The organism is Bacteroides togonis, assembly GCF_900130135.1.
GTDB classification, from domain to species: domain Bacteria; phylum Bacteroidota; class Bacteroidia; order Bacteroidales; family Bacteroidaceae; genus Bacteroides; species Bacteroides pullorum.
On record NZ_LT670820.1, the window covers coordinates 1,525,428 to 1,543,549 of the forward strand.

General features: G+C 42.4%; 18 protein-coding genes. 15 read left to right on the plus strand and 3 right to left on the minus strand.

The window, feature by feature from the left end:
- Positions 1 to 23: 23 nt before the first annotated feature.
- From BQ8005_RS06660 to BQ8005_RS06730, 15 genes are read left to right on the plus strand one after another with little or no spacing between them, the layout of a single operon-like run.
- Positions 24 to 776 carry a DUF4099 domain-containing protein gene (locus BQ8005_RS06660; RefSeq protein WP_075317513.1) on the plus strand — a complete coding sequence of 251 codons (753 nt, stop codon included), beginning with the start codon at positions 24 to 26 and terminating at the stop codon, positions 774 to 776.
- Between the two features lie 33 nt (positions 777 to 809).
- Positions 810 to 1,019 (plus strand): hypothetical protein, encoded by a 210-nt coding sequence (locus tag BQ8005_RS06665; RefSeq protein WP_018667751.1) that lies wholly within the window; start codon positions 810 to 812, stop codon positions 1,017 to 1,019.
- A 24-nt stretch (positions 1,020 to 1,043) separates the two neighbouring features.
- Positions 1,044 to 2,681, plus strand: coding sequence for a hypothetical protein (locus BQ8005_RS06670; RefSeq protein WP_075317514.1), 1,638 nt, complete (start codon positions 1,044 to 1,046; stop codon positions 2,679 to 2,681).
- A 22-nt stretch (positions 2,682 to 2,703) separates the two neighbouring features.
- Positions 2,704 to 4,176, plus strand: coding sequence for a toprim domain-containing protein (locus BQ8005_RS06675; RefSeq protein ID WP_075317515.1), 1,473 nt, complete (start codon positions 2,704 to 2,706; stop codon positions 4,174 to 4,176).
- A 5-nt stretch (positions 4,177 to 4,181) separates the two neighbouring features.
- On the plus strand, positions 4,182 to 4,673 hold the full coding sequence (locus tag BQ8005_RS06680; RefSeq protein ID WP_005939442.1) for a PH domain-containing protein: 492 nt from the start codon (positions 4,182 to 4,184) through the stop codon (positions 4,671 to 4,673).
- On the plus strand, positions 4,654 to 5,409 hold the full coding sequence (locus BQ8005_RS06685; protein WP_083610516.1) for a hypothetical protein: 756 nt from the start codon (positions 4,654 to 4,656) through the stop codon (positions 5,407 to 5,409). Before BQ8005_RS06680 ends, BQ8005_RS06685 begins: the two co-directional genes overlap by 20 nt.
- A 20-nt stretch (positions 5,410 to 5,429) precedes the next feature.
- A complete protein-coding gene (locus BQ8005_RS06690) occupies positions 5,430 to 6,131 on the plus strand; it encodes a hypothetical protein (RefSeq protein WP_005939447.1) in 702 nt (233 codons plus the stop codon).
- A gap of 54 nt (positions 6,132 to 6,185) precedes the next feature.
- Positions 6,186 to 6,863 carry a hypothetical protein gene (locus BQ8005_RS06695; protein WP_005939450.1) on the plus strand — a complete coding sequence of 226 codons (678 nt, stop codon included), beginning with the start codon at positions 6,186 to 6,188 and terminating at the stop codon, positions 6,861 to 6,863.
- A 26-nt stretch (positions 6,864 to 6,889) separates the two neighbouring features.
- Entirely contained in the window at positions 6,890 to 7,720 is an 831-nt protein-coding gene (locus BQ8005_RS06700) for a M23 family metallopeptidase (RefSeq protein WP_075317517.1), read from the plus strand.
- Positions 7,721 to 7,743: 23 nt separating this feature from the next.
- Positions 7,744 to 8,025: a hypothetical protein gene (locus BQ8005_RS06705; RefSeq protein ID WP_018452583.1), complete on the plus strand. Its 282-nt coding sequence runs from the start codon at positions 7,744 to 7,746 to the stop codon at positions 8,023 to 8,025.
- A 38-nt stretch (positions 8,026 to 8,063) separates the two neighbouring features.
- Positions 8,064 to 9,452 carry a hypothetical protein gene (locus BQ8005_RS06710; RefSeq protein WP_075317518.1) on the plus strand — a complete coding sequence of 463 codons (1,389 nt, stop codon included), beginning with the start codon at positions 8,064 to 8,066 and terminating at the stop codon, positions 9,450 to 9,452.
- A 27-nt stretch (positions 9,453 to 9,479) separates the two neighbouring features.
- Entirely contained in the window at positions 9,480 to 11,915 is a 2,436-nt protein-coding gene (locus BQ8005_RS06715) for a MutS N-terminal domain-containing protein (RefSeq protein ID WP_075317519.1), read from the plus strand.
- A gap of 12 nt (positions 11,916 to 11,927) precedes the next feature.
- Positions 11,928 to 13,508 carry a glucosaminidase domain-containing protein gene (locus BQ8005_RS06720; protein ID WP_075317520.1) on the plus strand — a complete coding sequence of 527 codons (1,581 nt, stop codon included), beginning with the start codon at positions 11,928 to 11,930 and terminating at the stop codon, positions 13,506 to 13,508.
- Between the two features lie 36 nt (positions 13,509 to 13,544).
- Entirely contained in the window at positions 13,545 to 14,159 is a 615-nt protein-coding gene (locus BQ8005_RS06725; protein ID WP_075317521.1) for a hypothetical protein, read from the plus strand.
- A gap of 5 nt (positions 14,160 to 14,164) precedes the next feature.
- The gene (locus BQ8005_RS06730) at positions 14,165 to 15,670 is read left to right on the plus strand and encodes an ArdC family protein (protein ID WP_394334096.1); all 1,506 of its coding nucleotides are present in this window, start codon (positions 14,165 to 14,167) and stop codon (positions 15,668 to 15,670) included.
- A 178-nt stretch (positions 15,671 to 15,848) separates the two neighbouring features.
- Here BQ8005_RS06730 and BQ8005_RS06735 read toward each other — a convergent pair whose 3' ends face one another.
- The 3 genes from BQ8005_RS06735 to BQ8005_RS17640 all read right to left on the minus strand — a co-directional run bounded on the left by BQ8005_RS06735 (position 15,849) and on the right by BQ8005_RS17640 (position 18,122).
- On the minus strand, positions 15,849 to 16,250 hold the full coding sequence (locus BQ8005_RS06735; protein ID WP_005939468.1) for a hypothetical protein: 402 nt from the start codon (positions 16,248 to 16,250) through the stop codon (positions 15,849 to 15,851).
- A 212-nt stretch (positions 16,251 to 16,462) separates the two neighbouring features.
- Positions 16,463 to 17,278: a coiled-coil domain-containing protein gene (locus BQ8005_RS06740; RefSeq protein WP_005939472.1), complete on the minus strand. Its 816-nt coding sequence runs from the start codon at positions 17,276 to 17,278 to the stop codon at positions 16,463 to 16,465.
- A 10-nt stretch (positions 17,279 to 17,288) separates the two neighbouring features.
- Positions 17,289 to 18,122, minus strand: a complete 834-nt coding sequence (locus tag BQ8005_RS17640) for a hypothetical protein (RefSeq protein WP_234984010.1) — start codon at positions 18,120 to 18,122, stop codon at positions 17,289 to 17,291.

An 18,122-nucleotide genomic window follows, 5' to 3' on the forward strand; every position in this document is an offset into this window, starting at 1 on the left:
TAACGCATTAAAAAAGGTAACAAATGATTTACAACTTTGATGAGAAAGAAATGCCCTACGGCACTCTCGAACGTTTTGGACTGACACAGGAGATGATTGAGGATCTGCCAACGGATATTCTACAGAATATTTTCAATGGCCGACTTTCTCCAGTATTACCAGTCCATATCACTGCAGATGATGGTGAAGAAGTTAAAGCAAGAACACGATTCTGCCTTGTGAGAATGCCAGAAGGCAATGTAGATGTTCTCTTCTTTCCGAAGCTTGACGAGTATGATTTCAAAGTATTCAATGAGCAGCAGAAGCAAAACCTTCTTGCAGGCAAACCCATCATCGGACATTTGGAGAGCAACGAGTCTGGCAACGAACTCGGTACCAAATGTTTCTTTCAGCTTGACCAGGAAAGCAAACAAGTGCTGAGCGTACCAACCCCTGTCATAGGCAGGAACATTCAATATCTTACAGACCGTTATCATCTTACAGGTACTGAGATGCAGAAACTGCAGAACGGAGAAATCCTTTCTATCATTGAAGACGATGATGAGATTTCCATCGGTATCGATCTGAATTCAAATACAGGTATCCGTCTCGCTGCAGGTAATGAACAAATTTGGCACAGAGAAGCCAAACGGGAATGGGACAAATACAACTTCGGTATTTTCGGTTGTTGGACCATGGACGAAAATGGTAATCTTGACTATATCCATGAGGAGGACTACTCTGAAGAAATCTGGAATGAGCAGAAGAAACAAGGTATGCGTATGATGCAGCGATAAACCAAAGTAACAACCATAAATAACAAATTCAATATGGCAAATATCAAATACTATCCAGAAGACGAGCTTGTGCAGAAAGTACAGAGTGGAGAATACGGTTGGCTCGATTACATCAATCACCACTCACCGGAATGGCAAGAAGAGTACACCGAATTCTGTAATGAAAGGAACCTTGTAGTCAATGAAGAATCAGCCGAAGATTTTATCGAATGGAAAGGCGAATTGATTGAAACAGGCGAATAATCAACATTTAAAATCAATCACAATATGTCAATCAGATCCAATGCACTACCAGTAGGTAGAGATTTGTCACCTGAGCTGCGGGATATTCTCCGTCGCAACGGTATGCAAGCACATATCATCCGACAAGGAGAAAACTATCTTCTGGCTGTTCAAGGGCATGACTCACCTCTCCTAACCTATAATATCAGTGCCCTGCAGATGAGGGACTTGGCAGATTGGGGTACAAACTCGGCTAACAAAAAAGCCTATAACACCTTTGCTGATTTAGTGAAGAAAGACTTCTATATGCCGAGAGACTTTGTCCATGCCCGTAATGCCAATGGTCGTGTGGCCATGGGACTTCACGGCTACCGGATTGGTGTTAGTGAATACGGCAGACTACCGTGGGACAGACAACGTGCCTTTATGATGATGGACCCGTTTCATGGACGATTTTTGGGATGGACACCGCGTAATCAGGAAGGCTTCCACATGCGCCGTGTCGGTGGTGCCATGTTCGTCCAGGGAGCCCCTATGGTTCCGGAACGTCCTGATGGCAGAATCAAACCAGGTGAATTACTCAATGGAGGCTATGGCTTCTATTACAAAGGAGAACAGCAAAATATGGCACAGCAGCCCTCACAGGATGTACTCGCAGATTTGGAAGCTGTAATTCCACCTGTTGAAATACCTACACGTCCACAGGAACCGGCAAAACCATACAAGGAACTTATCACCTCAGACGTATACTTCAGTAACGAAAAATGGCAGGAATGCCTGTATTCTCATGGAGTCATTATTGATGCCAACAGTAAGACACTGACCATTCAGTCGGCTACCACCCAGCATGATCTTGTTTACGACCTGACGGATGAAGAACTTACCCAGCTTACGGACAACTCCATCAAGAATGTACCTGTACAGAACCGTCTGGACATCATCAACAATGTCATCAAAAATGACTTCTCAGATAGATTGACGATGGACATGCTCAATTCAAGAGAACAGATAGCCCTGAATCTTACTCCCGAAGTGGAAGCAGAACTGAATGCCAGACAAGAAGTAGTGGCAGAACATGCGTTTCCTCTTACTCAGGGAAATGAATATGTCATTGCGGAGCAGGAAGACCGAAGCGTAGCCCATGTGGATGGCAACAGCCTTTATGACATAAACCAAGATAAAGGTTGGTTTCGGGAAGGAAGAAACGGACGTGAGGTACAGGTGGACGACATCAGAGTTGAGCCTGTACGAAACGAGCAAGGAGAAATCCAGCAAGACGAAAAAGGCAATGCTATGTTCCGTATGACCGCTGTTATCAATGGCGAAAGCATCAGTCACGAGATAAGCCAAAAGCAATATGAAAAGTTCATGGCCGTAGATGACTATCATCGCATGAAACTCTTCTCTAAAATCTTTGACGAAGTAGACATGAAGAATGCGCCGGGACATGGAAGGAATATAGGTGCCATGATTGGAGGTGCTCTACTTGCAGGTCTTACTGTTATGCGAGAACTCGGAAGAGACCATTATCCTCCAGCCGTGTTTGTTGAACATCATCATGCACCAGGGCCACATGTCTATTTCAAAGGAGGTGTGGACTCACCGCAGGATCTTGCTTCAAGAGCATTTGATGCCGGACTCAATGCAGCTGAGCATGGAGTCGGCTTAGGACATGGCAGATAATACTTAATCATCATAGAACACAATGAACGAAGAGCAGAAATTTGAAGACTATCGCAACCGTCTTAATATCAGAGACGTGTTGACGGATGCAGGTTATACGCTTCACAAGCGGGACGGCTTGCGCTATCCTGCCTATGTACGTCTGGATAATGATGGACGCAGAATCAGGGGTGACAAATTTATTGTCATGCCCAATAAGAACTGTTGTTTCCAACCTCCAACGATAAAACTGTATTCTGTCACATCCTTCATTTGGGAACATCCGAACCTCTTTCCTGAATACAATCAAGGAATGAAAGAGTCTGCTCTTGTTCACAAAGTCTGTCAACGGCTATTGAATATTCCTGTGGAGCAACGTAACCAGAATGTGCTTGCTCCTACCCGTGATGCAAAGCCTTTCAATATCAAAGATTATAAGATTGAGCGTTTTCATCCTGATGAAGCTGACTCTCAGAAACCTTTTTACGCTTTCTTCAAGTCAAGAGGAATCGATTTTGCTACACGTTGTGCTTTTCACCGTAACTTCTTTCTTGCTTCCAAGGCCGCAGACAATGGAGCAAGTTATAAGAACCTCTCTTTTCCCATGTATATACCGGGGCATCCGGAGAAATGTGTCGGTTTGGAAGAAAGAGGCTATCCACGTAAGGATGGCTCTGCACGAAAAGGTATGGCAGCCGGTACAAATGCAAGTGAAGGTCTGTGGATGGCAAGTCCGAAAGACATGGAACTGAAAGATGCGAAAGATGTATATGTGTTTGAGAGTGCATACGATGCCATGGCATTCTACCAGTTGAGAATGAAGAAAGACTCCGGACTGGACTACAAAGCAAGACAGGAGCTGAAGTCAGCCGTATTTATCTCCACCGGAGGAAATCCCAGTTACGGGCAGATACAGGGAGTGGTCAAGGCTGCTCCCTGTGCTACTTTCCATCTTGGCTTTGACAATGACCTGGCGGGAAAACAGTTCGTCTTCAACTTTGAATCCATCGTACAAAAGATGAATCCGTTGCACCCTGAATCAGTCTCATCGGACATGAAAGGCTTCATTGAAAGTTTCAAGGAAGGTATCACATCTACCAAAGAACTGCTTGATATTGACGATGACAGATATGCAGAACTCCCTGAAGGACTACAGAAGCTTTACCTCGCTTATGACACAGCAAGAAATGAGGCATGGGAATACCATTATTCTCCCTTTCTGTGCAAGGAAGACAAGCAGGAAGCAGCTGACAGAATGAACAAAACCTATCAGGAGTTTAAAGAGGCCCTGTTTCAAAAGCTCCATGTTCAGGACGGACAAGACCTGAATCCAATAGGAATAGTACGTGAACTGCCGTCTGAAGGCTATAAGGATTTTAATGATGAACTGTTGGAAAAGAAACAATACTCAATGACCGATGTCGTTGAGACAGCCTTTGACGAAAATGGTGTTTCTCTCACTGAAGAGAGAGAAGAAGAAAATGAAGAAACCAAAAAGAGCGGACTAAAACGATAAATGATATGACAGACTCAAACAGACGGTTCAGCATAATCACATTGCACCCTCACTGGGCGCAATACATTATCTCACAAGGCATGGCATTTCTTATCAGTTGTGCCCTGTTCTTGGCAGCCGGTCACGAAAGCATCACCTATAAGATGCCTTTTGTGGTACTCGGGGCAATCATGACGTGCATCATGCTCTACGGTTGTCTTTATCTACACAAACTGAGCTATATCATCACATCCGAACAACTGATTATCCAACATGGTGTACTTATCAGGAAGAGTGACTACATTGAACTCTACAGGGTGGTTGACTTCAGTGAAAACCGTGGTATCGTGGAACAGCTGTTCGGATTGAAGACTGTCTCGATTTTCAGCGGAGACCGTTCCAATCCCAAACTGGACATATTTGGAATCAAGGAGCGCATTGATGTTGTAGGAATTATCCGTGAACGGGTTGAGTATAACAAACAAAGGAAAGGTATCTATGAAATCACGAACAGATAATATATCGTCAGAAACCAAGACTTCCAAAGGCATTGCTTACGACAGCAGATGGATGATTATCTCGGCCATTGCTTTGGCCTTGTTCCTATTCCGTCTTGAAAGTCGTGCCCAATTGGTTTCCAGCAATCCGATGGAATATGTGGCATTAGCTGAAGGTAATGAGCTTATCAACGGTCAAATCAAGAATCAGATTGAAGACCAGCAGAAGACGGCACTACTACAAAATACCATTGCGGCAGAGTTCACTCAGATAAAGCAATGGGAGAGAAAGTACAACAGCTACCTGAAAACCGTGTCTGGCTATGCCTCCACACTTAAAGCATGCAGTCATCTCTATGACGACGGTGTAAGGATATTCATCAGTCTTTGTGATTTGAAGAAAGCCATATCACAAAACCCGCAAGGGATAATGGCCACAATGAGTATGAATAACCTTTATATCGAAACAGCGATTGAACTCATCACTGTATACAGCATCCTGAAAGATGCCGTAGCCAAAGGTGGAGCAAGCAATATGCTTACGGGTGCGGAACGCAGTAAGATTCTTTGGGAGTTGAATGACCGTCTGGCACAATTCAACAAAAGACTTTCACAGCTCTCCATCAGCATCCGTTATTACACAATGGCCGATGTATGGAACAGAGCCACTGCAGGAATGATAGACAGGAACACCGCTGAGATTGCCGGTCAAGCTTTGGACAGGTGGCATAGATGCGCACGAATAGTAACACCATAAAAGATTATCAGGATAACACAATGAAACGCTTATTGCTGTTTTTTGCCATGCTTATTTCTCTCACCCTCCCTTTTGAAGGGCTGGGTGGGAGTTTTCTCCGGGCTCAGGGCAACGACCCTGTTTTGGCCGGAATGATTCTGGCATACACAAATAAGGCAGAAAAAGAACTGAAGCAGCAGGAACAAATGATGCTTCTGGAATCTACAGGTCATCTGTGGATAAAGGAAGAAGTACAAGGAGTGACTGACCTGCAAAAGGAGTTCAACTCTTATTTGGATAACTTTCATAGCATCATCAGTTATGCGGCACAGATATATGGATTCTATCATGAAATAGACCGACTCGTGAAACACCTGGGAACTTTTAATGACCAGCTCCAGCACCAGACAGGAAATACCCTGGCAGTAGCATTGTCTTCAAACAGGAATAAAATCTATAGAGAACTTATCATGAATAGTGTCGATATAGTCAATGACATCCGGCAACTGTGCCTCTCCGATACCAAGATGACAGAGAAGGAACGACTGGAAGTTCTCTTTTCCATCCGTCCGAAACTTAAACTCATGAATCAAAAGCTCAAAAGGCTTACGAGAGCTGTTAAATATACTTCGCTCTCTGACATATGGGCGGAGATAGACTACAATGGCAGAAGTGAGGTGGACAAGCCCAATATTGTACAGAAATGCAAGGAAAGATGGAAGAGGAACGCAAAGCCAAAGTAAGTATTCAGGTATAAAGATAATTCAGGATAACAATTTAACAATCAAACTTTAAGTATGGGTTGGGGAGCATTATTGAAAGCAGCAGTCAGCTTAGGAGGAAGAGCTATAAAAGCTATAGCTAAATCGGCAGGGGGTGCAGTAGTACATCCTCAGCAAACGCTAAAAGGATTAGGAAGCGCCACAAAGTCTGCTGCCATAGGTGGAAGCCTGGGCTACATTGGTTGGGAGAAACTGACTACAGACAAAAGCGTAGTGGGTATTGTCAGCGATGCTGTCATTGGCAAAGAAACGACACAAAAGATTGGAGATACAGTTTCGAATATAGGTGAAGGTATGAAAGAGGTGAAAGACTCTGTAACTGGTCTCACTGAAAATGTCAATGATGCCATCACCAGTGCAGACAGCAAATGGAGCGGTATGAGCAAGTTCCTACAAGGTATTTTCTCTGGGAACGGTGGAAACATGATGGGGAACTTTTTCAGCAATGTAGGCAAAGGGAATGTTTCCGGTCTGAGTCTCATCGGACTTGTAGTGGCCGCACTACTTGTTTTCGGAAGATTCGGATGGATGGGCAAGATAGCTGGAGCTGTGCTTGCCATGATGATGATAGGAAACAATGTAAATATGAACGAGGCACTTGCCAGTGAGAAGAAACGACCTGCTACACAAAGTCAAGACGAAAGTCAACAGTCGGAGGTTGCGCAAGGCACTGGTGGCGGCAGACGAAGATGATAGTAAAATTTATAAACAGATATAATATGCAATATACACAAGAAATGATTCTTCGTTCAGACAGTGGATACTGTATGCCCTACGAAGAAAAAGGCCGTGACGTACAGATGAGTCTTGGCTACGGTAAACAGAAACATCCGCATACAGGGGAACCTTTTTTTCATCATGGTGTGGATTTCAAGGCCAACCATTATCTTCTTTCAGCAGTTGCAACAGGAAAGATCACTGGACTTGGGAATGATGCCGTACATGGTATTTATCAGGTGACACGCTATGGAGACTACGAGGTAAAATACGCACACCTCTCGAACGTTTTTAGCAACTACGGAAGTGAAGTCAAGGCCGGTCAGGTTATTGCCGTAAGTGGGGAAATACTCCACATGGAGGTCAAGTATAAAGGAGAAGAGCTCAATCCTCTGGAGTTCCTGACCATGATATACAGTAACTTGAAAGTCATGGAACAAAATGGGCAACCTGGTGCGGTACCACAATTTGTGACACTGGATATGGATGTCAGAACCATGTATGACAAAGACAGCAAGGAGATAGAGAATCTGATGATGCGTTTTTTTCCGGACTACATGAAAGACATCAGTCTTGGAGCCTACACGTTGCCGGAACATACACAGTTCACTTTGAGAAATATTCTCTCACTGTCGGCTACAAAAAATTACTTCTATGAAACCATCCCCAGTATGGCCAATCCATTAGGTATGGGCGCACGAAGTATACCGATTGCAGAACGGGTACAGAATCTGCTTATCGGTGATTTCCTGAACTATCTTGCCCTGCGTCATCAGATATTCCTTTCCAGTTTAAGTGATCACGAAAAAAAAAAGCACAAGAACTGGCCATAGCAACCAGTGGACTTATTGATCCATTGGCAGAGCTCGATATTGATGTTCAAAGCTTCGATATTCCCCGTATGGTGAGCGTGTATCCGGATAAGTCCGGTATCAGATGGTGGACAAAAGCATGGTTCAATGGTAGTGAGAAAGGAGAAGCTGCGATAGAGATTGAACGTGAGCTGGCTATCAAGTTTATCAATGAAAACATTGAAAAGGATGAATGGCTGGAAGAATATTTCCCGAAACAGATGGAAGTATATCACAATGCCATAGAACAGACACGCGAGCAATTACTCAACCAGATAAATCTATAAAGGGCATATAAATTATCAATCATATAAAACAGCAACTCATGGCAGAGTCAGAACAAGATAGAATATTCAGGAAAAAGGTCATTCCAATCATGAACAAGGTCCGGAATGAACTGCAAGATAAGATGGCAGCAGAGCTTAAAGAGCACACCTCATCATTTGCAGGATTGATGGCCAGTGCCATTGGTCCTGATGGTGGAATGTCTGCCAGACTGACACAGATGCAGTCTTTGCGTTACACAGGTGAATGGAACTCGAAAACGGCTGAAGATTATATTGAAATGGTCAAGAAAGAACTTCAACGCCAGCACATCACCGTTGATTCCGCCATGGAGAAAAAGATGATAGACAAGATGATTCAGGATAAGATTCCACGCTCATCCATTGAATACATCTTAAAGAAGGCAGCAACTAACACCATCTTTTATCTCCCCCAGGAAGTTGCAAAATCACCATTAGAACATCATATGGATACAGAAGCCGAAAAGAGATACAACCCATCTGCGTGGGAAAAGAACACAGGTATAATTCTCGGATCCGTAACTGATCTCGCATGTATGGGTGGAGCCGGTGGCGGTTGGAAAACAGCGGCCACATGGGTCGGCGGTGACTTCCTGTTATCTAAATTCTCTGACAAACAGGAAGACCGTTCAGACATACCTTCAATAGTGCGCCCGGGATGCGAGGAACAATATAGACAAGACCAGGAGAAAATGAAAAAGCAGTCAGAAGAAAAGCCACAGACTAAGACTTCATCAGCAGAGACTGCACCGGAACAAGAAGAAGCGGTCGAAGAGGAACAACCAACAGAAGAACAGACCTCCCCGAAGCCGGAACAGACCAATATGGACGGATGGCAAGGGTTGCTGACCTCTTTCGGACTCAATGGCATTAGCGACATTGGACACAATATCGGATATGTACTGGCCATGCTACCTGACATGCTTGTAGGACTCTTCACGGGAAAAACAAAGTCAATCAATCTGAAGGACAATATGATGCCTATTGCCAGTATCGTTACAGGCATGTTTGTCAAGAATCCAATCCTGAAAATGATACTTATCGGTATGGGAGGACTCAATCTGCTGAACAAGGCCGGGCATGAGACTTTGGATGATTTCAAAGCACATCAGCACCCTGAAGCAGGAAACAGCCCAGTGAATTATCGGGTTTATCCTGATGAACCGCTCAATCCCCGGATTGTCAATCCTCAGATTAGGTCCAACTGTCTGATTGCTACAATAGACAAGGTTCCTTGCAGCATCACTTTGCCGGATAAAGTTGTGGATGCTTATCAGCAGGGAGCTTTACCTCTCAACACACTTGCAAATGCAATACTGGCCAAGAATGACCAGATGCGTAAGATTGTTTCTGAAAACTACGAAGCAAGCGAACGGCAAACAGTAGCAAGACCACTTGCACAAAGATAAAAGGATAACAATATAATAATCAGACTTATGGAAGAGAAGAACCAACAAGAGAAAATGGCAATAGTACGTCAGGTTGAGCTGTTTGAGAATGCTTTCAATAAAGCCAAAGAAAATGGAGGAATGTGGCTTGACAACGATGGTCGCAAAGCACCGAAACTATATCTGAAGCCTTTGCAGATTTCTGCTTTCAATGCTATCATATTGGGAATGCACAGCGACCAGAATGGATACAAAACAAATCAATATACGCTTTTTTCTGAAGCAAAGAAACGCGGTGAATCTGTCCAGACCAAAGAAAAGGGAGTACCTTTTCTCTGGTATAATTGGAATGAGTATGTAAACAAACATAATCCTGAAGAGAAAATCAGTCGCTCAGACTATCAAGCACTGCCAGCTGACAAGCAAGAGGATTATAAAGGAATCAGAAACCGTGAAGTCCGCTCACTTTTCAATATCGAGCAGACCACACTCCCTATGGTTGATAAAACAACATTTGATACAGTAGTAAAAAAGACCGGTCCTCTGAAAGACCGTACAGATATAGAGTCAGCTTCGAATGAAATCCGTCAGGGTGTCGAAAATCTTCTGGAACAGTCACGAAAAAATTTGGTTGATATACGCACTGATACTACAGGTGTAGCGCATTACGACAGCAAGAAGGATATTGTCTTCCTGCCACCTGCTTCATCTTATGAATATTATGAAGACTATGCCCGAGATGCAGTATCCATGCTTATATCTGCAACAGGACACCAACAGAGGCTCGCCCGTGAAGGAATGGTAGTCAAGAACGACAAGATTTCAGAGGATGCCGTGAAGCAGGAAAGGCTGGTTGTGGAAGTAGCTTCAGCTGTTAAGCTGCAGGAGTTGGGTATCTCAGCTAAACTCTCTCCGGACAGCATGAAGATGACCGATTATTGGATCAGAGAGCTGAAAGAAGACCCGCATCTGCCAGATATTCTGGAGAGAGACGTAAACAACGCTATAGATATGGTTCATAAGGCTGAACGTGGTGAGAAAGTAGAACTCAACAACAGAGTCCTACAGAAACAGATAGCAGATATTAAGCACATTCTTCCAAAACACTATTATGTAGCCGATGAAATCAAGACGTTGCCCAATATTGATACTAAAGAGTTCGTGGTTATAAAAGAACCTGAACAGAAAATGGCTGATGTGGTTCTCCCATCTGGAGCTTCATTAGGAGTCGAGAATGAGATTCCTGGAATGAACAAAGGCCGTATCGAACATGCACTTCAAAAAGAGGGATATGAAACGGTTACATTCTACAACGTAGATGGTTCTATGGGGTATCGTCCCGATGACAGTTTCTTTGACGGCAAGGAAGTTTCCGTGAACCGCATGAACAAGTGGAATCTGGAGACCCTTACATTACTTGATGTGTCCGATGCCGTCAAACGCTCCGGTGCCATAGACTTTGAAAAGATACTCATGTTGCGTAATGACGAAGGGAAATGGGCACTTTATCTGAAGCCCGAAAATGAAAAGAGCTTCAGCGTTTACCCCGAGAAGGCAGATCTTAACCTTTTCTTTACCACTGTAAAGCAAGGTGACGAAGAAACTTCAGAAAAAGTACGTCAGGATATGGCCCAAAAATACTATATGGCCGCCCAGAACAGTCCGGACATTAAAGTTGACCTCTTCAAAAGTAATGCGACTACAGAAGAACTCGCAAGGATAGACCGTGTGAACATATTCAAGACCAAAGGTAATGAGAGTACTCCCAGTGTGATATTATGTATGCCCACAGTCAACGGTGAGAAATTGACAGCCCGTGAAGTAAGTCCACAGCAATGGCAACGTATGTGGCTGGCAGAAGATATGCAAGATTACAAGAAACATCTTGCAGCAAGTCTTTTTGCAGATGTGCTCCGTAAGGACCGTACAGATGCTGTTGCAGTAGGTACGGATAAATCAGAACAGGAGGCTCAGTCAAAGAATCCAAATCAGCAAACGGAAGTATATGAGGAACAGACCGAAGAGAAGAGCAGACAGAGTGAATCTCATGGGCCATCCGAATCTAAGGGCAATAAGAGCAAGGATGAAAGTCCTAAGACTGAAACAAAAGTAACCACTGAGCTCTCTCCGATGCTGAAGCAATTCTATGAATTAAAATCGAAGCATCCTGATGCAATTTTGCTCTTCAGATGTGGAGACTTCTATGAAACTTACAGCAACGATGCAGAGAAAGCAGCCAAAATACTTGGAATCACGCTCAGCAAAAGCAATCACACAAAAGATGCTGAAGGAAAACCTCTTATGATAGCAGGGTTTCCTCACCATGCGCTCGATGTTTACCTTCCTAAACTGATCCGTGCCGGTGAGCGAATTGCCATCTGTGACCAATTGGAAACTCCCAGGCAAGAAAAAGACGTTACTGAAAAACAGAAAAATGAACCCGACAATCAGGAAGAGAGCAAGGTTTCAAGAATGCACAGATAACATTTAACCGCAATGTCAAAGAATCAAGAATATATCCAACAATATGCAGAGTATGCCATGGAACAGATGCGCAGATATGGCATACCTGCCTCTGTCACGCTTGCACAGGGTATCTGCGAAAGTGCCAGTGGCCAGAGTGAACTGTCCCGTAAGGGAAACAACCATTTTGGGATCAAAGCCACCTCCAGCTGGATTGAGAATGGAGGCAAATATCTTGTATATACCGATGACCGTCCAAACGAAAAGTTTTGCCAGTATGCGAATGTTGGAGATTCCTATGAGCATCATTCTCAGTTCCTGAAAAGGAACGGAAGATACGCCGAGCTGTTCCAACTCTCTCCTGATGACTACAAAGGATGGACAAACGGATTACAGGATGCAGGATATGCGTCAAGCAAACAATACGCAGCAACCCTTCAGAATATTATCGAGAAGAACGGATTGCAAAAATATGACCAGATGGTAATGCAGGAGATGAAAGCAGAGGGTAAATCCTTTGGAACAACTGATAATCCCCGTCAAGCCACATCAGATGATGTTTCCGTGCAGGATACTGAAGAAAAGAAATATTCCTTCCCGTTAAAAAGAGATGAATTTATACTGGTTACTTCTCCCTTTGGTACAAGAAAGGATCCTTTGGACGCAAGTAAGTCCCAGTTGCATAAAGGGATTGACATTCAGACAAATCATGAGGCAGTCCTTGCAACAGAAGATAAAGGAAAAGTTGTCAACGTGAACAGCAATGCTAATACAAACGGAGGACGGTCTGTTACAGTTGAGTACAACAGAAACGATGGCAGCATATATCAATGTACCTACATGCATCTGGACAGTATATCCGTCAAGGTCGGTGATGAAGTTGCTGCCGGACAGAAGCTTGGCATTTCAGGAAACACTGGGTATCGGACTACTGGTGAACATCTTCATTTTGGAGTTAAATCCATATCCACAGATGGAACAAAAAGAGATATTGACCCGGCTGCATATCTTGCTGAGATTTCACAAAAAGGGAACATCTCACTACAGGTTCTCAGTAACGGAAAAGATCTGACTGCGCAATACAAGAGTGCGAGTAAATCCGATGCCAATGTGCAGCCAGATACAGCCATGAGTCCGGATGAGTGGATGAAGAAAATTCTGTCCTCTGAAGACAGTGGGGTAAATATGCCTATAGCAGATCCTGTAATAGAGATAGCCATGACTATGTTCACCTCACTCATGGCTCTTGCCCTCCAGATAGACAAGTCAAGTGAGGAGGAAAAGATGCAGAAGGCCACTGATGCAGCTGTCAGTAAAAGCATAGACCTTACTCCTATCCTCCCATCCTATAAGACCTGCACCATAAGCCTGCATGATGGTAAACCCAATCTGTATGCAGACAATGGAGTTGTACAACTCAACAGAGAACTGAGTAATGCAGAAATAAACAAGATCCAACAGACACTTGGCAGTACCATGATGAACGATGATGAGAAACGACGTAGCATCGCCTCTGTTATTAACTCTGCCGTGGTCACGCTGCAGATGTCACAAAACTATCAGAACAATCTGGAGAACCAACAAGGCAGACAGGAGTCTGTACAGTTGAAATAATTTGCTTTTTAAGTATAACAATCAATTCGTTTTATTATGATTAAATGTAATGTAACCGTGTGTGGCACCGTTTCCCGCCAGGCACAAATGCGTGCTAACAAAGAAGGTACGCAGTTCGCATCATTCGGTATCAATATAGTTATTCCGGCAAAATCAGGAATTAACAAGACAGTTGAAATCAGTGTGGCCAAGACCTGCAACAGCCTATCTGAGTTACCAACAATTCAAGTTGGGACTCGCATTGAAGTAGCCGGTATTCTAATGTTTCACAAAAAGGGAGAAGCATTATACCTTAACCTGTCTGCAACTGGCATTAACACATTCAATGCAAGCAATAACGACGGCATTAACGGTACAATGGAGTTCAGAGGTACTTTAGGCAAACAAATTGAGGACAAGACAACTAAAAGTGGTAAGTCCTTTACGGTGTTTTCCGCTTATAGTAGCGAAAAGGATGGAGATAATTACACCTATACTTGGGTACGCTTTATGCAATTCGACAAAAGAAAAGAAGCATGGATGCAACCCAAAGCCGGAATCAATGCTAAGGGGGATTTGGAATTAGGTGTGTACAATAACAGACTTGACCTTACATGCCGCATAAGCGAATGCTCTCTTTGGGAGAAAAGCTCTAACTCTTACCAACACTAATGATTATGACAGGTAAAAAGATTTATAATTCAGATGGCCGTAGCAGTGAAGATAAGGCCTTGGATAAATTCGCAGAGATGATGATCGAGAAAATCAAGACCTTGCAGAACGACTGGAAGAAGCCTTGGTTTACAGATAAATCCATCTCCTGGCCAAGAAATCTTTCTGGCCGCGAATACAATGGAATGAACGCACTCTTACTCATGATGCACTGTGAGAAAAAGGGATATAAACTGCCTGTATTCTGTACTTTTGACCGTGTGGCCGGTCTGAACTACACCAAAGACAAACAGGGAGTCCGTCAGCAGATAAAGGATAACAATGGGCAAGAATTGCCAAAGGTCTCCATCCTGAAAGGAGAAAAGAGTTTCCCGGTGTTCATCACGACATTCACTGTTGTCAATAAAGAGACAAAAGAGAAAATTAAATACGATGAGTATAAACAGCTAAGTGAGGAGGAAAAGAAAGGCTACAACGTCTATCCAAAGCTTCAAGTATATAACGTATTTAATGTGCACCAGACCAATCTTCAGGAAGCTCGTCCTGATTTATATAAGAAACTTGCCGATGAAGGAAAACAGATACGTCCACAGTCTGAAGGTGAAGAATTTTCCTTTGCTCCTATCGACAGGATAATAAAGGATAACGAATGGATCTGCCCTATTAAGCCTACTTACGGAGACAGTGCCTACTACAGCATTTCGAAGAATGAGATTGTCGTTCCTGAGAAAAAGCAGTTCAAGGATGGTGAGTCATTCTATACCAACCTGGGGCATGAGATGACCCATTCCACAGGAGCAGAGAATCAGTTGGGAAGACTACAGCCAACGTCCTTTGGTAGTAAGGAGTATGCCCGGGAAGAGCTTGTGGCCGAGCTAAGTGCAGCCCTCGTTGCACAACGCTATGGTATGACCAAGCATCTGAAAGAAGACAGTGCCAGTTACCTCAAAAGCTGGCTTGACAGCTTGAATGAATCTCCGGAATTCATCAAAACTACACTGACAGATGTGAAAAAGGCATCAAGTATGATTACAAAATGTATTGATGCCATGCAACAGAAAATTGACCAGGAACAAAACATAGAAGTAGTCCAAAGTAATAGCCAAGAGCCTGTGTACTATGCTTCTGTAGCCTACCTTCAAATGGGTGAAGACACAGACAGACTTGACAAGCTACAAGAAAAGGGCGATTATGAGGCACTATTGAAGGAAGCCATTGAGTACGATGCCGGTGATGCCATAGACCTGTCCAACACTTACCTGTCTCCTACAAAATACCGTGGAGATGACCTGTTGGTGGAGAACGAACACTATGCCGTGGTATATAACCCGTCTGTTGGAGGAACCTATGATGTGATGCGTAAAGTCACTGCTGAAGAAGTCAGACAGAACATCACCCGTTACGGATTGCCTGATAACGCCACTGCTGATGTCAAGTCCATTGCTGAAAAACAGGAACAGAAAATGGAAACTGTCGCACAAGAAGAGACTCACTTTCATCGAGGAAGATAATGGAATATTCTCTTATCTTTCCCTCTCGTATTTTCAAAAAATCCACTTGTATTAGGCTTCGTTATTCGAAGTTCTAAAACAAGTGGATAAATTTGTATATAGGTGATTTCACCAGCACGTATTCTCTATGGAAACAGGTAGTTCTTTTACTAAATATCACCTTATATGGTAAGAGTTTTTACTTATCCATAATTTCTACAATCGGAACAGTTTTCTCCATTTCACTACGCGAGATGTATTTGTAAGTACCTACTTGCATTACACGTTTGTCTGATGGAACATCTATTTTTTGATTATCATAATATGAAATTTCTTTATCAGCAAGGAATAAAACAATCATTCCTATATTAGAAATATCTTCTACCGTTGCCAATGCACTCCCATCTGGAAGTACTTGCATAATCTCAAAGGAATGGACATTAATTTCTTGCTGTGGCTTTTCAAACATCACGATATTATTGTCAGATGATGTTCCGTTTGTATTTCCTAATGCTACGAAGAAAAAGAATGCAAAAGTAAGAATGATACCCGTTATGATACCACCTAAATAGATTAAAATTGATTTTTTACGTGAGTTCATAAATATTTTAGATTTTAGTTGTTTTGGTTCTTTTTAATTTACCGGAAAATAGGAACAATAAAAGGATTTTCTTTTGGTCATTCATATCAAGATAAGCAAAACGTCGTTGTATTTCGGATACGTGCATCAACTAATTTGCCTTTCTCACGTTTGACAAACCATTTAATGAGTTTAGCTATAGGACGATTGTGCATACAATTACAGCTTACTATTTAACGAATGAAATGCAAAGCAGCAATAATAATGATACCAGCAATAATAATCCAACGATTGATGTTAATTGCTTTCGTCGTAGCTTCAGAAGAAGTCGCTAATTCATTTTGCAAATTCTTAGTCTCGTTAATTATATTATCAGTTGAACTTTTAATGGTATTGCATGAAGTCTGTATACAATTAATTATATTGGTAATTGCATCAACTTTTGTTTCAATAGATTTTATCTTTGGAGAAATATCATCTATTAACTTTTTCAGCTCCTGATTCCATTGATTCAACTTCGTAGTAATGCTATCAGCATGTTCCTTAATATTTGAGGGAAGGTCATCAACATTTTGACTGATTGATGCAATGGCATTATCTTGCCCCTTTTGAGATTCTTTCAAATCTTTGGAAATGTCAAAAAGAAACTTTTTAATGGTTTGAATCTCTTTTGTGGTTGATTTTATCTCTTCACGAAGAGCGCTAAGTTCTTCGACCCTTTCAGATAGCAAGTTATTCTGCTCGGTAAATTCTTGCAAAGAAGCATCGACTGAAGATGTGAAACTAGACGTAATATTCTCGCAAGCAGAGGTCATTTTACCCACTGACTTCTGCACTTCTTCTGAAATTCCAACCTGTGCTCCTTCTAATTGTTTCTCCCACTCTTTGATTTCTTTAACAAGAGAATTGATTGAAGCGACATAACCAGCAACGGCATTTTGCAGTCCTTCACTTGCTTGAACAGTGTTTTCAACTTGTTTTCTTGCAGAATCAAGTTGCTTTAGGTTCTGTTCTAACCTTTCCAAAGTAGCGTTAATATCGTATGTCATTTTGATATAATTATTTTAGGTATTTCTTTGTTATTTCATTTAACTTATCCTCATGGACAAACAGTGTTATCGTTTTCTTACCATCGTCAACCAAGTTCTGCTTGATAAACTTATCATCTTTACGAACTTTGGCTTTTAGATAAGATGTAAAAGTGTCAATGTCACTCCAAACCTGCTTATTATCCCTATTATACAAAGTCATAAAGCCTTCGATATAATTGTTGTAAGCATTATTTTTCAGTGTCTGGTTATTCCCTGCGCCTAAAAAAGTAATGCAATAAGCGAGCAAAAGCTGCAAAGCAGCATTATCAGGATGTGCTCTCAGACAAAGTAAGGTCGCGCCATACAGATGTTTGACATTATCCACTTCACTGCCAGAGTTATCATTAACAGGGTCAATTATTTCAATATACTTCTTAACGACATCGAATCCATCTTTTCCTTCTATATCTGTATCATCCTTCAGGGAATAAGGCTTTCCATTAACTTCATAGCCGGTTCGCGCATACTTAGAGTTGAAGTACAGATGAATAAACTCCTTCAGCCATTCATCGTTACCATTTGCTTGACGTTCTATGATACTGTCCTCACATGCTATACACATGTCCTCGATGGCACGATAACGCTTCTTTTCAAGGTTTTCATACACAAAGGCTGTTAAATAGCCCAGGCAACGGTCTAAATAATTACGCCCTGGCTGTTTGTCAATTTCATCCACCTTCTTCTGAGCTTGCTCCAAAGAATAATACTTACGGAAGAAATCCAACATATACTGTTTGAACTCTTCATCAGTTCGTTTGTGGATTTTAAGTTCGTATGTTTGTGACAGATAATCAATAGTCAC

Coding starts and splice junctions, on each gene's coding strand:
- BQ8005_RS06660 (WP_075317513.1), top strand. CDS start 24: ATGATTTACAACTTTGATGAGAAAGAAATGCCCTACGGCACTCTCGAA.
- BQ8005_RS06665 (WP_018667751.1), top strand. CDS start 810: ATGGCAAATATCAAATACTATCCAGAAGACGAGCTTGTGCAGAAAGTA.
- BQ8005_RS06685 (WP_083610516.1), top strand. CDS start 4,654: ATGAAATCACGAACAGATAATATATCGTCAGAAACCAAGACTTCCAAA.
- BQ8005_RS06680 (WP_005939442.1), top strand. CDS start 4,182: ATGACAGACTCAAACAGACGGTTCAGCATAATCACATTGCACCCTCAC.
- BQ8005_RS06725 (WP_075317521.1), top strand. CDS start 13,545: ATGATTAAATGTAATGTAACCGTGTGTGGCACCGTTTCCCGCCAGGCA.
- BQ8005_RS06710 (WP_075317518.1), top strand. CDS start 8,064: ATGGCAGAGTCAGAACAAGATAGAATATTCAGGAAAAAGGTCATTCCA.
- BQ8005_RS06700 (WP_075317517.1), top strand. CDS start 6,890: ATGCAATATACACAAGAAATGATTCTTCGTTCAGACAGTGGATACTGT.
- BQ8005_RS06720 (WP_075317520.1), top strand. CDS start 11,928: ATGTCAAAGAATCAAGAATATATCCAACAATATGCAGAGTATGCCATG.
- BQ8005_RS06715 (WP_075317519.1), top strand. CDS start 9,480: ATGGAAGAGAAGAACCAACAAGAGAAAATGGCAATAGTACGTCAGGTT.
- BQ8005_RS06675 (WP_075317515.1), top strand. CDS start 2,704: ATGAACGAAGAGCAGAAATTTGAAGACTATCGCAACCGTCTTAATATC.
- BQ8005_RS06730 (WP_394334096.1), top strand. CDS start 14,165: ATGACAGGTAAAAAGATTTATAATTCAGATGGCCGTAGCAGTGAAGAT.
- BQ8005_RS06670 (WP_075317514.1), top strand. CDS start 1,044: ATGTCAATCAGATCCAATGCACTACCAGTAGGTAGAGATTTGTCACCT.
- BQ8005_RS06695 (WP_005939450.1), top strand. CDS start 6,186: ATGGGTTGGGGAGCATTATTGAAAGCAGCAGTCAGCTTAGGAGGAAGA.
- BQ8005_RS06690 (WP_005939447.1), top strand. CDS start 5,430: ATGAAACGCTTATTGCTGTTTTTTGCCATGCTTATTTCTCTCACCCTC.
- BQ8005_RS06740 (WP_005939472.1), bottom strand. CDS start 17,278: ATGACATACGATATTAACGCTACTTTGGAAAGGTTAGAACAGAACCTA.
- BQ8005_RS06735 (WP_005939468.1), bottom strand. CDS start 16,250: ATGAACTCACGTAAAAAATCAATTTTAATCTATTTAGGTGGTATCATA.